Below are 15,068 nucleotides of genomic sequence, written 5' to 3'. Positions count from 1 at the left end.
GTGTAACTAGAGCAAAGGTTGCAGAGAGATCTGAATTTGCTCCTCCTGTTGAAAAAACTAATTTTGAAAAAGTTAAATCAGCAGTAAAAGCAGGAGCGGGTTATTTGGTTGAATCGCAATTTGGTGATTTAAAAGAAATATACGGTAAAAAAGAAGAGCAGAAATCTAGTACCGTTCTTATTACTCCTAATATTCAAAAGTAGAAAACTCCTGAAATTGCTAAAGCAGAAGCAAAAGTCCATCATATGCAGGAAAGTTTAACGCACGGTAAGGTTACTGCTCGCAGTAATAATATATCGCCACTACCAACAGGAAGAACTGTATCTAAGCAATAAGAATCTTCAAGAGGAGTTTAGTTGTTAGTTAAAGTTTATAATAGTGTAATAGACTATATTTTGCCGCAGAGATGTTTAAGCTGTTCGGAAATACTAGGGAGCGCGGTGAATTTTGTAGTGATTGTTGGAAGAAACTAGAGTTTATAGCAAGACCCTATTGCAGTATATGCGGACAAAGATTTAGTATAAAAATCTTAGATAGCTGTATTTGTAGAAACTGTTATAGCAGTAAGCCTAATTATGATCTAGCTCGCAGCCTATTTAAGTTTAATGAGCATAGCACAAAAATAGTTCAGCAGTTTAAATCTCAGGATAAGACGATATTTGTAAGCTTTTATATAATAGATATAGCGAGGATATAAAAGATATTGATTTTTTAATCATACCTGTACCTATGAATAGATTTAAGAGGTTACTACGAATGTATAATCCTGCTCATATTTTAGCTATGGAAATTGCACAAGTTACCGATAAAATGTTCAAAGCCGATATTTTAACTAAATCAAGATATACCAAGTATTAGACTTTTCGTTCATGAAAACAACGTAAAAATAATATCAAGGGTAGTATCAAATTTAACACAAAATATAATATTGTAAGTAAAAAAATCTTATTAGTCGATGATGTCGTTACCACCGGTGTTACTATAAATGAATGTGCTAAAATTTTACGACAAACGGGGGCATGATCGGTATATGTGATGAGTGTTGCTATGACTTAGAACATCATTGCGAGCGGTCGAAGACCGTACGGCAATCCAGAAAGATAATTAAACAAATGCTATGCATTTTTAACTGGATTGCTTCGTCAAAATGTTCAATTTTGCCTAGCAATGACGATTAAATAAAACCATCAAGAGTGAAGTAACTTATGCAAAATGAAATAAAAAAAATTTGTGTTATCGGTTCAGGGGTAATGGGTTCAGGGATTGCAGCGTTAATTGCTACTTCCTCTTATAAAGTCGTATTACTTGATATTATCGCTAAAGATTCCGATGATCCTAATAAAATAGTAAACAATGCTATAGAGAATTTGCATAAACAAAAACCGCCACCTTTATCTTGTCCCGATAAAGCAAATTTCATTACCATCGGTAATTTAGAACATGATTTAGATTTAATTAAAGAATGTGATTTAGTTATTGAAGTTATTGTTGAGAAGTTAGAAATTAAGCACCAATTATATAACAAAATTATTCCTTATCTTAAAGAAGATGCAATTATTGCTTCTAATACTTCTACATTACCTCTTAAAAGACTCAAAGAGAATTTACCGGATAATATCAAATCGAGATTCGTTATTACGCATTTCTTCAACCCGCCAAGATATATGGAACTGCTTGAGTTAATTATAGACCATACGGTAAAGGTTGAAGCCATAGAAAGAGTATCAGAGTTCTTAACGAAAACGCTTGGTAAAACTATAGTAAAATGTAATGATACGCCTGGCTTTATTGCTAATAGAGTAGGGTGTTTTTTACTGGAGTTAGTAACCCGCAAAGCGATAAGTCAAAAGCTTGATTTTGTAGCTTTGGATAAAATATTTACTACATGTTTGGGGCTGCCGAGTACCGGAATTTTTGGTTTATATGATCTAATAGGACATGACGTAATGAAGTTAATATCAAACTCATTACTTGACGCCCTTCCTGCAAATGATGCTTATCATAAAATATATGTAAATACTCCTGTTCTTGATAAGATGATTGAGAAGAAGTTAATTGGGCGTAAAGGCGGCGGTGGGTTTTATCGTTTATCGGTATCAAATGGCAAAAAGATTCAAGAAGTTATCAATATAAACGACTTATCATATAGTCCTGTTCAAAAAGTAGATATTTCATTTAAGAATCTTGATGAGTTACTAGCTAGCGATTCGGTTTACGGTAAATTTTTTATTGAAATTATCACAGAATTTTATGTTTATTTAGCAAGCTTAGTACCATCTGTAACCGATAATATCTATGATATCGATGCTGCTATGAAGCTTGGTTACAGCTGGAAATACGGTCCATTTGAATTATTGACCATAGCAGCTAAAGACGGCTGGAATTTGGTAATTAAAAATACCGATTTAATGCATATCACACTTCCGCAATATTTAGGTAATAAAGAATATCAAAAAATCGATAAACAAAAATTTAATTCTCACAAAGATATTTTAAAGGAAAGTCAGATAGTATTAGAAAACGATTCTGCAAAGCTAATAAATTATCGTGAGAATTTAGTGTTTGTTATTACTACGAAAATGAATTGTTTAAATCATAATGTGTTTTATTTACTGCAAGAAGCAGCAAGTAAAGCTGAAAATGACGGCAAAAATCTTTATATTTATCCGCAAGGAAATCATTTTTCTGCTGGTGCGGATTTAAAGCTTCTTCTTTCCTATATTGAGGATAAAAATTTTCATGATTTAGAGAATTTACTAAAGCTGGGACAGCAAACCATGCTTCACTTAAAATATTCTGCAGCTCATATTGTTAGTTGTGCTAAAGGAGTAGCCCTTGGAGGCGGGTGTGAGCTGCTATTGTACTCAAGCTATATTGTAGCAAATAAGGAACTGAGTGCTGGACTTGTGGAGCTTGGAGTCGGTTTAATACCTGGGTGGGGCGGTGTTACCGTAATGTTTGCTCGAGCTAGAGGAGATAAAACTAAACTAATTAGAAATGTCAGAAATATTATAGAGCAGAATAAAACAAGTTCAGCCGATTACGTTAAAGCAGATTATGATGTAGAGAATATGCAAGTAAATATGAATAAGCATTACATTCTCGATGAAGCTTTAAAGCTGAACCTATCTAAAAAAATAGTACCGACCCCCCATAAAGTTACTTTGCCCAAAATAAATTTAGCAACTGAAATAGATACATCAAAATATAACGATCTACAAAATAAGGTACTTAGCAAGTTTCAAACCATTATAGATCAACATAATGAAACGAATGAAGAAGAGCTATTTGCCTATGAGCGGGGCATATTTTTAGAACTTGCAAAAGATCCAAAAACTATAGAGAAGTTGAAAGTTGTGGTGGGGTATTGAGGTCGTTTCTGTAAAAGTATTATTGCATGGCTCAAAAAACTGGTTTGATGTCATTCCTACCTACGCGGAAATGACATCAAACCAGTTTTTTGAGCCATGCAATAAATTCCGTAGTCGCTTGCAATGACATAGAGAGCATTTACCGGTCTAACGCAACAATGCTTCACGGGAATGACATAAAAACCATGCTGGTAACACTACTCCACAATAATACTGCCTATGGTGCCGCGATAGTAAGTCTGAGGGTCGTACATAGCTTCGCTATAAATAGCAGGAGTTGCGAATGTGCCTTTATTAACCGCTTTGATTTTATACTGATACGTCATTTTTTGATTAGCAATAGTACCAAAAATCATCACTCTATCATCACGATTATATATATATATTGGTTTCCATATCATTGTTACAGGATTACGTTCTAGTATATTTACGTTATGATTATCCGGTAAAAGCTCAAAGCCTGCTGGTAATAAGTCAAGTATTACCATATTGCTCAAGGTTTTATTACTACCTGAACGCATGGTGATTTCCACCGTAATATTATCACCTAATTTTACTTTGCTGATTTCTTTATTATTTTCATTGAGATATTTTTTGGTTATCTCTATGCCTTTAACTATCTCTTTATTTTCTATTAATTGCTTATCATAGCCTGAAGTTAAAAGCTGATAGAAGAAGCTATTACTTGAGGATGTTAAGGCTATATCCTTATTTTCTACCGACAGCTCAGCAATCATCACTTTATCGCCTTTTAAAGTCACTTCTTTATCTGTAGAGGTTACTTTAATACTCACATCATCTACATTGCTGATTTTATCAGCATAGGCAAGACTTGACATAATTGCATAGCTTGCCGATAGGCTATTATAGTTATCTTTAGCCAAAAGAGCTATATCCTGTACAATTTTTGGGTCGAAGTTTTTTAACTTTTCCGGAAAATGCATAGAAATTAAGTATAAATACTGACTATATTTTATTAGAGGATTGTAATATTGATAATCTGTTTTTGGTATCGGTTTATTTAGAGTAAATCTATCTAGTAATTTATCCGCTTCTTCATTCATTTGCAGCATTTTATAGCTAGCTGCTAAATAAATGCTAGTCAAATCATCATGCCATGTATTTTTATGGTACTTGTCTAAATATTTTAAAATATTTGCAATATAGCTTGTAGTAATAACGCTATTTTTCGTCAGGACATAAACCGCATATGCTTTTTCTCTTGCTTCATCTAAGGAGTTTATTGATCTATTTGCCATATTTTCTAAGTAGTAAATACCTTGGTTAAAAATATCGCTTGGAACGGCTAAATATCTAGTTGCTCCCTCGCTTAAGAAGTGCATAGCATAAACAGAAATAAATGGATCGGAATCGTCATTAAAATTGTTCCAATATCTAAATCCACCGTCATAATTTTGACGCTCCGATAAAGTTTGGAATATTTTCGATAATGATTCATCCATTTTTTTACGATCAGTTTTAAGAATCTGAACTAGTTCTTGTTCATTATATAATAAAACATTGGCAAAATTTTGGCTTACTAATTGTTCGGTACAGCCATAAGGATAATTATCTAGAAAATCTTTAAAGCCGGAAATAATAGCTAGCGGTGATTTAGAAGCAGAAATTTGCAGTTTAGCAAATTCAGGATATAAATCCCTGAAGATTTGTAAATTAGCTTTATTGCCCGTAATAAAGCCTGTATCAACCGTTGTAACGCTCGGGCTAGCAGGACGAACGCTTGTAGTAGTAGTTAATTCTGAGCTATGCACTACTGCCATAGATATTATACCAGGCTTTAGGTGATTTATAGAAGCCGTGACCTTGAAATCTGCTGAACCGAGTTTATCAGTCGCTTTTAATTTAACATTAATAGTAGCTTCCTTATTTTCGTCTATCGGTATCTCTTTAGGATAATCTAATATTTTAAGTCCTTCGCTTGTTTCAATATTTAGAAAAACTTGAGTATTGCCTGAATCTTTTAGGTTATTAAATATTGTTACCGGTACTGTAAATTCATCATTCGGAGCTACAAATAAAGGTAAATTTGGATTGATAATAAGATCAGATTGGACTAATAAATCAGCTTTGGAAGTTCCTATAGCGTCAAGGCTTGAGGCTACCCCTACGACTCTTAAAGTGCCGTTAAAATAGCTTGGTATATCAAATGTGACTTCTCTCTCATCAAGATCCGCTTCTAAAATTCCTGACCAAAATGCTACGGGAGGTTGGCTTTTTCTTTTAAACGGATTAAGGTTACGAGCGACATTTATAAAACCATCACCGGGAGGAGCTGCCATATAAGCTTTCATTAATAAAGGACGCTCAGGCAATATTAAATCCATGATTTGTGACGTTTGGACTTCCAATGATTTATCGTTAATGAAGTAATTAAGCGGATCGGGAGTCTGATAACCGGCAAATGATAATATCCCTTCATCAACGGCAAATATTATGATTTTACTTGGGTTGGCAGTGCGATAATTAATTGTTAATTTTTCGCCTGATTTAATTTTTGCAGGAAGCGTTAATTCAATATCTTGTTTATGTTTATAAATGCCAGCAGTAAACGGTACTACTGCATAGCTAAACGGTGACATCAAGATTTCTGTAGCTTCTATGTCTCTTATAAATTGTACATTTACATATCCTTTACCCTCAAAACCGTCAGGGATTTTTATTTCTTGAATACTATTATTTCCGTCAGCTTTAAACCATGCAAAATTATGTACTTTATCTGTTTCGATAGTAATTAATCCATAACCTGTATAAGGAGTTATAATATTTAAAAGAATGTTATCGCCGGCTTTATAATCATCTTTATCAAGTTTCACTTTTAAATTTGCTTTGTCTGTTAAATTAGCTGTAACATTTCCTTCACCTATTACCGAAAATTCAGCTTGAGCAAAGATTGTATCTTCTTTATCAGTTAAGTAAATAACGTAATCGCCTGCTTCTTTAGTAGGCACGTTATAAATATAACTTTCATTTGCCGTGATATTAACCTTGGTAGAAGATATATGAGTCTCAATAGGTACTGAACTGTAAGAATAATTACCGTTACTATCTGCTACTAAGTTATTTACATAATTAATCTTTTTTAAGTTAAGAGTTAAATTAGGTGCAGCTACTTTTTCTGCTTTATTTGATATGGCTATGAATTCTATTGTTGAAGTAGTTTTTTTCTTAATATATTTTAGATCGCTATCGCTTCTAAATCCTATAATATAAGGCAAAGGTGAAACTATAAGCGATTTCCTTGCGTTTACGCTTCTTCCTGAGTCAGGCTCAAATCCTTCCGCCGAAAATATTAGATTAAAAGTAGCGTTATAATATTTTTCAAGGTTAAGGTCAAAGTTTGCGATACCTGTAGAATCGGTATTAACATCTCCTAAACTCTCATTAAAAAATTCTTTATTTCCTTTGCTACTATAAAATTTATATTCTTTAAAGCTAGGTATGAAAAACTCGGTAGGTCTAATATCAATAAAGCCGCTGACTTTTCTATTTGCTGCAGGAGTGCCGTAAAGATTTATAAGATTAACATTTGCTTTAAGATCTTTTGGATTCGTCCATAGCTCATCTTGTGAGTTATTGAAGTTTATGTTTATTTTCATGCGGTCAGGTTGAAAATCACCAACCCTGACAGATACGCTATTAAGATAGTTATTTGTACCTTTATCTCCTACTAAATATAAGCTTATATTATATAAGCCGGTTAAGGCATCATCAAGTGTTGAGAATAAATATTCACCCAACCCTTCTGCATTTAGAGCGATTTTATTTTTATCTATTACTTTTCCGCGAGGGTTAGTTACTTGTATTTCTAAAGGTAAGCCATCAAATTTTCCTTGCCAATCGGTTTGTTTGAGCATAATACCTATATGCCCTTGCTCGCTTGGTCTATAGATGCCATGATCGGAAAATAAATAAGCTTTTAACCCTTGATCGGAACTAACGGCTCCTGCTACATCAAACCGAGAATAATTAACTTGCCTATCAACTCTGCTATATGGCATAAACGAGAAATCGTCGTTAGTAGTTAACACGTAAGCTATTGGGGTTTTTTCTTTATTAAAATCACGTATGTTGGGTAAAACAGCATGTCCTTTACTATTGGTTTTGCTGCTTACTAACACCTCACCGTTAAGTCCTATAATATCTGCTTTAACGCCACCGGCCGGTTTACCGTTACTGATATAAGAAACAAAGATATGATGTGTTCCGCTTTTATCGGTTTTTACTATAACACCAAGATCGGTAACTAAAATTAATCTTTTATCTTGAGATATAATGTTATTATTGTTGTCTTTAGCATAAACTTTTGCTAGAAATAATCCTTTAGAATAGCTGCCTGCTGCCGCCTCTAAATTAAAATACTTACTGAAATCTAAATCAGTATAATTAGGTAAATTTAAATTTGGAGAATTAACTATTACTTCCTCTTGAAATACCTCGGAAATATTATACTCATTAAAAGAATATTCATTTATGAACGTTGGGTTTTGGAAAATATTATATCTATTTGTTTGGCTGATCAAATGATTAACTTCTTGCTGATTAATCTTATCGATTTCTACATATAATTTATCTATGCCAAGTGAATATACTGGAAGCTTCTTATCACCGGCTAATGAAAGAATAGAGCCATCTGACATTAGTTTCACTTCTTTAGGGCTATCCGGTATTTGTACTATTTGAGAGTAATCTAAGCCAAGTGTTAAATTATCTGATGTTTTAACTCCTTTATTTATTTTAACAAGCAAAGTTCTTGAGGCAAGCGTATCTACTTTAAAACTATGCATAGTAGTAATGCTTGGAACGGAAGGTAAAAGTTCAAAATTTATTTTTTCACTCGATTTTAGAATATCATCAGTTATTTCTTTCGGACTTTGCCATTTATAGTTTTTTTTGCCTGCAACTCCTAAGAAAGCCGGCTTATCCTGCGGTAATAAAAATAATTCTAGATGCTTTTTTATTTCTTCGCCTGAAACCGGTGTATTTGTAGTAATTATAATTATCTGTTCCGGTTTTAGCTTATCATCTTTAACAATTGTAGCAGTACTATTAGTGATTTTTAAATATGAGGATAGACTTGGAATTAATACATTTTCTTTATAAGAATATCTTATATTATTTGGCGTCTTATTATTTTGATCTTCTACATTTTTATGTGTGAAAATTTCTCCGCCATATAGAGGTTTAACACCGTCTTTTATAATTACGGAAACAGTATCTTCTTTGTCTGTAAGCGGTGGTATATTAGTAATAATCGTAGCTTCCGTATTATTGGTATTGAATTTGATAGAAAATGGTAATTTTTCTTTGGTTGAAGATCTTATAAATTCTATTCTTTCCTCTAAAGTTTTAGGCTCTATAGGGTAGTTAAAGGCTATTGTAGTTTGAACGAATTTTTTGGAAATATTGATATTATCCTGTAGATAATTCATTTCTTTAATAATAGGTAGTAGAGGTAAAGTTGTAAAACTTATATTATTACTTTTTAGACTGATAAAATGAGGAAATATATAATCTTCGATAGTAATCTTATAAGTTTGATGAGCTGCAAAATTGCTTTCTGGAGTAAAATTGATGTTATACCACCAGCCAAATCGCCATTCTCCCTTAATATCAGGCGAAATAGATATGTAGTCATTCATCCTTTTCCCGTTAAGCCCTAGCTCTCTTTGTGGTTTTGTACACCATTCTTTAATTCTAGAATCGCAAAGGTCAATATTTAACGAGTTTTGCCATGCTAACAGATTTTCATTACTTAATTTAAAATATAAAGGTATTTTTTCGTTAAAGCTTGCAGCAATTAGTTGTAAATTTATTAAACATAAGAAAATAGCAAATACAAATTTGCAGAAAATATTTTTCATATCTATAGCTTATTATTTATGATAACTTCAATTATATATAAATAAAATTAAGTAAAGCAATGAATAAGGATATTTTTTCAATATTTAACAAAATTTTTTTGTTATTTGGACAAGAATATTGTTATGAGATTATCATAATACTCGGATTTACTGTATTTAGGAAGCAACTATTTGCACAAGCTATTTGTGTATTACTTTTCACTACAATTTTCAATATATTATTAAAATATACATTTGAAATACCTTTAAATCCTGCTTTAAATATTACAGGTTTTGCTTTCCCTAGCGGTCATATGAGCAGTGGCGTAGTATTTTACGGTTGGTTTTTTGCGAATATTAGATATCCCTTACTACGAATTATAATAGTAGCGCTTTTAACCGGTATGGGGTTTTCGCTGATTTATAAGGGCTATCATTATCCGGTTGATATTATTGCATCTATAACAATTGGAATAATGGTTATTGCTGTTATATATAGTTTAACCAAAGAAGAGAGTATTCAAAAGTACCCTTATATGTTTGGAGTGTTTTTATGGCTATTAACCGTACCGATGGTAGCTTATCTCAAAATTATTGAGGTGTATTGTCTTGCTTGGGTATGGACGGTATTTTGTGGATTACTCGGTTTTACTATTTCTTGGGGGCTGTTTTATAAATATTTTGATCTTCCTCAATCAAAATTAAATCGTTTTATTAATTTAACTATAATGGTCGCTTCAGTAGCTTTGATTGAATATATTAATTATTTATTCAAACAATATTTGAGCTATAAATTTTATTTAACTTGGTTTTTAGTAGGTCTTAGTTTTCCACTATCGGTGAGGTTATGCAATATTCACATAAGATCAACGCATTAGTATATGAAGCGGATTAAGTTTTATACTTCATTTCTTTATTTATCGTATAAAGCAAAAATTCATATTGATAGTTTCTTTACATTTAATTTTTTATAAAGAATTTATGCTAGGTAATGTCAAAGAACAAAGAAGCTTAACAAGAGAACAAAAGCAGGCAGTTGGATTACTTTCTATAGGAACATTTTTAGAATATGTAGATTTTATGTTATATATTCATATGGGGGTATTTTTGAATGAAATATTTTTTGCTCCAACTCATAGTCCTTATTCTGCATCTCTTTTAGGAGCTTTTTCTTTTTCTGCTTCCTTTATTGTTTGTCCAATCGGGGCATTTATTTTTGGTTGGTTAGGAGATCGTATAGGGCGAAAATCAACGGTTATTATTACTACTTCAATAATGGTGATTTCTTGTCTAATGATTGCTAATATTCCAACTTATGCTCAAATTGGTATTACTGCTTCAATAATTGTAATAATATGTTGTATTCTTCAAGGTATGTCTTCAATCGGTGAAGTAATAGGAGTAGAATTTTATTGTACCGAAACTATAAAACCTCCAAAAAGTTATCAAGTAGTAGGCTTAATTGGAGTCTTGTCAGTATTTGGAGGCACTGCTGCTTTAGGACTTGCATCTTTAGTTACTTCTTATGGATTTAATTGGAGATTAGCCTTTTGGATTGGAGCTGGGATTGCTTGAATAGGAATGGCAATACGAACTATTTTGCATGAAACTCCTGAATTTGTGAATGCAAAACGACGCTTAGAAAATATATTTAATAAAGTAGATGAATGTCCAAATGTTCTTTTAAAGAATCCTATATATAATGAAAACGTGAAGAAATTACCATCATTATTTTTACTATTCATAGATTGTATGTGGCTTATATTTACTGTGGTGATATTCTTAAGAATTCTTTTAATTATAGTATCGAGGAAGTAATCCATCAAAATTTTTATGTATCTGTTACTGAAGTAGGAAGTTTAATTATAATAAGTTACTTAAGTTATAGAATAAATCCTTTAAAGATAAAACGCTAAATACTATATTTTTTGTTGTTGCTTTAGTTTGTCCCTATTTAATTTATAGAGCAGCTACTCCTTTTGATTTATTATTGATTCAAATGGCTATTATTTCTTTTGGTACTAGCCGTATGATAGGAGTTCCAATCTTTTTTAAGCATTTTCCTATATTCAAACGTTATATTAGTGTGAGTCTGATTCACTCATTATCATGTGCATTTGTTTATGTTATTGCTGCATGTGGCTTAATATACTTAGATATCGAGCATTGGGGACTCATTATTGTAATAGTTTTGGCCAGTATAAGCTTCGCACTAGGGGTGAATCATTTTGAAAAGTTAGAGAGGAATAAGTCTGTAAATCTGAATTCTGATAAGAGCTTTGATGCATTTGCGAAGACTGTAAGTTTGACTTAATAGCACTTATTTGAAGACAATATTGTGTTAATTTTGCTTCAACTTCAAATAATTCTAAATAAGTAGCTAAAATTATGCAGTTTTTTAAAGTGTCCACAAGAATTTTTATTTGTTTCTCAGGTGATTTAGCACCTAAAGCTTGGATATTATGGATTCTATCAAATAATTTTATGAGAGCTGTATCATATCTTTTTTATTGAATTAATAAATTGCGGCTTTCTTCTGCACTAATTTTTCCGTAAGGTTTGATTCTAGTGAAGCCCTCTACATGTTTTGCTACTTCTAGCCCGAAAATTGTAGTTATTACTTCTTCGGTAAGTTCTGTATCTTCAATAGCATTATGAAGTAGAGCAGCATTTATCATGTTAGAAGTATAAAGTTTAGGTGCTTCCTCTGCTACAAATACGGCAAGCATAATCGCCACTTCGATTGGATGCGAATAATACGGATCCGCCCGACTGACGCATTTGCAAGCCGTGATATTTACGAGCATAGAAATGCCTTTTTTCACTTCCTCTATATCAACATGATTTTTTACTTTAGTGTTTAAATATTCGAGTTTATCAAGTAGTTTTTTAGCATAAACACAAATTTCAAACTTTTCTTTCCAAGAGCTTATATCTTCCATAGAAAGTTATTTTTAATTGATTGTTAGTAGTTAGTTGATTACAATTACAATAAAAATTAAAAAATTACAATAACAAAATAATTTTTTAACTTTAAATACTATTAGTAACTATGTAGTCATAGTCTCGGACAATTTTTATTTTATGTCATTCCTGCGTAGATACTGAAGGTCGTCATTGCGAGGAGAAACTGTAAGTTTTGACGAAGCAATCCAGCTAAAAATTCTGTAAATCAGCATTTTTTCATTATTTTCTAGATTGCCACGTCGCTTTGCTCTTCGCAAGGCATTGTTGCGTAGACCGGTAAAACCTACTGTGTCACCTAGTTCGCTTGATCACTGGGTCCATAAAAACAATAAAAAATACTAATAATTTTAGTATTTTAAACTGGATCCTGCGGTCAGGCTACGGGATGATAGAGGCAAAATTGATCCACGCAACAACGTCTCCTCGCAATGACGACCTTCAGTATCCACGCGGGCAATGCCTTGCAGAAAAATTTTCTAGTACTATACACGGTGATGCCTATACCTAATTAAAGGTATTTCCTACTTGGAAGTGGATTCACTAAATGTAATTAAAAAAGTTACAGTTTATTAAATTATATTACTTTTTATTTAGATTACATTTGAGAATAGTTAATTTATGTGTTAACTTATATAAATATATTATTATTTTTTTTTAAATACTTATCTAGCTTAGCTTCCTAGTAAAGTGTAAAGTCAGAATAAATTACTATTTTTGTTGTCAGATTATGATTTAATTATAATTAGTAATGGCAATAATATTTATAGTTATGTTTGGTTTATTAGTGCTGAATATGGAGTCTTATCATGAACGATCAATTTACGTTGCTAATTAGAACATAGTTTCCATTCACTGCAACATTAAAAATTGCGTACAATTCTCAAACCATATCTAACTTAATTACTTAAATATAATTAGAAGAGATTATCAGTATAATCTCATAAAAATAAAATATAAGTTGAAAAATATAAAAAATTTCAATCAATAATCGAATTATCATACTATATATTGTATATAGAGGTTCATAAATGAATATGAGAAACAAAATGAATAAAATAAAATTAATGTTCCTATGGGGGATATAACATCCCTTGCCTTTAGGCGAAGGGAAGATATAATGAAGTTGCTTTGGCAACGAATTTATAAAGAGATATGAGAAGTTAAGAAAAAATAGCCATAGCCAGTATGATTTGAAAGTACACATTATATGGATACCAAAGTATAGAAAGAGGGTATTAACTAGAAAGGTAGCGGAGAGATCTAGCGATTTATTGAGGCGGATTTGTATAGAACATGCAGTACATATAATTTCAGGCAAAGTAGCTTGTGATCATGTGCATATGTTTATCTCGTATTAATACCAATACAGATAAAATAAAACATGATAATGATGATGTGAAGAACAGCAAAAATGAACTATTGAGTAGTAGTATTGAGGAAGAACTAGTATTTAGTAGGCCCGTATTGCCTACCGATAATGAGTCACCACGTAAAAGTTCTAGCCTAAATACAAATAAACGAAAACATAGTTCCAGTGAAAAGGAAGAGTTAACACTAAGTGATAGCGAAGATGAGGCACTTAATAGCAGTGTTAATAAGCAGTTAAGTAAAAAACCTAAAGCAAGCAATTTTGGTGAGGTGATGCCTATACTTTTTGAGCTAGCAAAAACTTGAAATTTAGTAATCTTACTCGCGTTGAAAAAGAAAATTTACTAATTTATTATTACAAAAAGAGCTAAATGTAAATGGAAAATATAATTTAACCGAGCGTTTAGCTGCCGTAGATGATAATAAAGAGCTATTGCATAAGTTTGATAGAGAAGCGGTAATTACGGCAAATATAGCTTTTCAAGCAATTGATACAAAAGAAGCTGAAAAAACAGGTTTAGTAGAAATTAGAGCAGAACATAATCACTTAACTGATTACACAAAAAATATTCAAATTTTAATTTCAGAAATTCAAAATGGCAAAATTAATAAAAATACGGTAATAGCTATTGAATGTGAGCAATATGGTGAAAATCTCGGTATGAAAGACGTAATTAAAATAGCAACTCATATTAGAGTATAATGAAAAAAATCCTGATATGCCTATAAAACTACCTGCGGAACGAGAAAATACGCCTATATTACAAGATGCTCTTTTATATAAGACGGCTAAAGAAAATAAAATTAAAATTATCAATTTAGAAGGTAAAAATCTAGAACACTTAAAAGATACACCGCTTTATAATGAGAATCGTGAACAATATATGACAAGCGTTAATGAGATTCGTGGTAAAGGATATAATGTAATTACAAGTGTCGGTTCTAGTCATGTGATTAATTTAGAGAAAAACTTAGCAAATAGTAAAAAACATGATATAGGATTTAGTAACATACCTAGAAAAATACTACAGAAAGCTTTAAATATTGGAAGTTCCGTTCCAACAGGAATGGTTAACATAAAAGCAAGCACTAAAGGTAATAGTATGGTACAATGGAAAGCTTTACACAATCAGTCAACAAGAAGTATCTCAACTGGCAGAGAACTCTATTCTGTCGTTTGATATTTTTGTGGAAATACTAAAAAATGAAGAATGGCGCACCCGAGAGGAGTCGAACCCCTAACCTTATGATCCGTAGTCATATACTCTATCCAATTGAGCTACGGGTGCTAAGCTTGAAGTAAGCCTTATTGCTTGTTGCTAACATACGAAGAAGTATATATAAAAGCATAGCATTTGTCAAGAAACATAGAGTGTTCTTATGTTTCTCTGAATAATAAAATATAAAAAATTTCAATTAATGATTAAATTATCATATTATATATTGTATATAGAGGTTCATAAATGAATATGAGAAAAAAATGAATAAAATAAAGTTAATG

Annotated in this window: 10 protein-coding genes, 1 tRNA gene and 3 pseudogenes; 11 read left to right on the top strand and 3 right to left on the bottom strand. The window is 31.7% G+C overall.

The window, feature by feature from the left end; genetic code table 11:
- From A452_RS0103930 to A452_RS0103915, 4 genes and pseudogenes are all read left to right on the top strand, one after another.
- Nucleotides 1–203, top strand: a pseudogene (locus A452_RS0103930) (hypothetical protein); the annotation flags it as partial.
- 203 nt (nucleotides 204–406) lie between these two features.
- Complete coding sequence (locus A452_RS08315; protein WP_231289934.1) at nucleotides 407–697, top strand: double zinc ribbon domain-containing protein; 291 nt, start codon at nucleotides 407–409, stop codon at nucleotides 695–697.
- 32 nt (nucleotides 698–729) lie between these two features.
- Nucleotides 730–858 carry a competence protein ComF gene (locus tag A452_RS0103920; RefSeq protein WP_231289936.1) on the top strand — a complete coding sequence of 43 codons (129 nt, stop codon included), beginning with the start codon at nucleotides 730–732 and terminating at the stop codon, nucleotides 856–858.
- A gap of 347 nt (nucleotides 859–1,205) precedes the next feature.
- Entirely contained in the window at nucleotides 1,206–3,371 is a 2,166-nt protein-coding gene (locus A452_RS0103915) for a 3-hydroxyacyl-CoA dehydrogenase/enoyl-CoA hydratase family protein (protein ID WP_014412602.1), read from the top strand.
- Nucleotides 3,372–3,568: 197 nt separating this feature from the next.
- Here the strand turns inward: A452_RS0103915 and A452_RS0103910 are convergent, their stop codons facing one another.
- Nucleotides 3,569–9,253: an alpha-2-macroglobulin family protein gene (locus A452_RS0103910; protein ID WP_014412603.1), complete on the bottom strand. Its 5,685-nt coding sequence runs from the start codon at nucleotides 9,251–9,253 to the stop codon at nucleotides 3,569–3,571.
- A 59-nt stretch (nucleotides 9,254–9,312) separates the two neighbouring features.
- Here A452_RS0103910 and A452_RS0103905 point away from each other — a divergent pair, with 59 nt between their 5' ends.
- The 3 genes from A452_RS0103905 (at nucleotide 9,313) to A452_RS11995 (ending at nucleotide 11,050) form a co-directional block, all read left to right on the top strand.
- Entirely contained in the window at nucleotides 9,313–10,110 is a 798-nt protein-coding gene (locus A452_RS0103905) for a phosphatase PAP2 family protein (RefSeq protein WP_014412604.1), read from the top strand.
- A gap of 103 nt (nucleotides 10,111–10,213) precedes the next feature.
- A complete protein-coding gene (locus A452_RS12000) occupies nucleotides 10,214–10,807 on the top strand; it encodes an MFS transporter (RefSeq protein ID WP_081482393.1) in 594 nt (197 codons plus the stop codon).
- A 6-nt stretch (nucleotides 10,808–10,813) separates the two neighbouring features.
- Entirely contained in the window at nucleotides 10,814–11,050 is a 237-nt protein-coding gene (locus tag A452_RS11995) for a hypothetical protein (protein WP_014412606.1), read from the top strand.
- 359 nt (nucleotides 11,051–11,409) lie between these two features.
- Here A452_RS11995 and A452_RS11990 read toward each other — a convergent pair.
- A pseudogene (locus A452_RS11990) lies at nucleotides 11,410–12,174 on the bottom strand (HD domain-containing protein).
- A gap of 1,167 nt (nucleotides 12,175–13,341) precedes the next feature.
- Here A452_RS11990 and tnpA point away from each other — a divergent pair.
- From tnpA to A452_RS0103880, 4 genes and pseudogenes are all read left to right on the top strand, one after another.
- Nucleotides 13,342–13,554, top strand: a pseudogene (tnpA, locus tag A452_RS09710) (IS200/IS605 family transposase); the annotation flags it as partial.
- Nucleotides 13,532–13,873, top strand: coding sequence for a hypothetical protein (locus A452_RS0103890; protein ID WP_014412609.1), 342 nt, complete (start codon nucleotides 13,532–13,534; stop codon nucleotides 13,871–13,873). The pseudogene tnpA and the gene A452_RS0103890, both read left to right, overlap by 23 nt.
- Nucleotides 13,874–14,000: 127 nt before the next feature.
- Nucleotides 14,001–14,270 carry a hypothetical protein gene (locus tag A452_RS11985; RefSeq protein WP_017208569.1) on the top strand — a complete coding sequence of 90 codons (270 nt, stop codon included), beginning with the start codon at nucleotides 14,001–14,003 and terminating at the stop codon, nucleotides 14,268–14,270.
- 16 nt (nucleotides 14,271–14,286) lie between these two features.
- Nucleotides 14,287–14,748, top strand: coding sequence for a hypothetical protein (locus tag A452_RS0103880; RefSeq protein WP_017208568.1), 462 nt, complete (start codon nucleotides 14,287–14,289; stop codon nucleotides 14,746–14,748).
- A gap of 31 nt (nucleotides 14,749–14,779) precedes the next feature.
- On the opposite strand, the gene A452_RS0103875 is transcribed toward A452_RS0103880, so the two are convergent.
- Nucleotides 14,780–14,856 (bottom strand) — tRNA-Arg (locus A452_RS0103875).
- Nucleotides 14,857–15,068 lie beyond the last annotated feature (212 nt).

Origin of the sequence: Rickettsia australis str. Phillips (assembly GCF_000273745.1) — a bacterium.
GTDB classification, from domain to species: Bacteria; Pseudomonadota; Alphaproteobacteria; order Rickettsiales; family Rickettsiaceae; genus Rickettsia; species Rickettsia australis.
This window is presented reverse-complemented; position numbering and strand designations above follow the sequence as displayed.

Coding starts and splice junctions, on each gene's coding strand:
- A452_RS08315 (WP_231289934.1), top strand. CDS start 407: ATGTTTAAGCTGTTCGGAAATACTAGGGAGCGCGGTGAATTTTGTAGT.
- A452_RS0103920 (WP_231289936.1), top strand. CDS start 730: ATGAATAGATTTAAGAGGTTACTACGAATGTATAATCCTGCTCATATT.
- A452_RS0103915 (WP_014412602.1), top strand. CDS start 1,206: ATGCAAAATGAAATAAAAAAAATTTGTGTTATCGGTTCAGGGGTAATG.
- A452_RS0103910 (WP_014412603.1), bottom strand. CDS start 9,253: ATGAAAAATATTTTCTGCAAATTTGTATTTGCTATTTTCTTATGTTTA.
- A452_RS0103905 (WP_014412604.1), top strand. CDS start 9,313: ATGAATAAGGATATTTTTTCAATATTTAACAAAATTTTTTTGTTATTT.
- A452_RS12000 (WP_081482393.1), top strand. CDS start 10,214: ATGCTAGGTAATGTCAAAGAACAAAGAAGCTTAACAAGAGAACAAAAG.
- A452_RS11995 (WP_014412606.1), top strand. CDS start 10,814: ATGGCAATACGAACTATTTTGCATGAAACTCCTGAATTTGTGAATGCA.
- A452_RS0103890 (WP_014412609.1), top strand. CDS start 13,532: ATGTGCATATGTTTATCTCGTATTAATACCAATACAGATAAAATAAAA.
- A452_RS0103880 (WP_017208568.1), top strand. CDS start 14,287: ATGCCTATAAAACTACCTGCGGAACGAGAAAATACGCCTATATTACAA.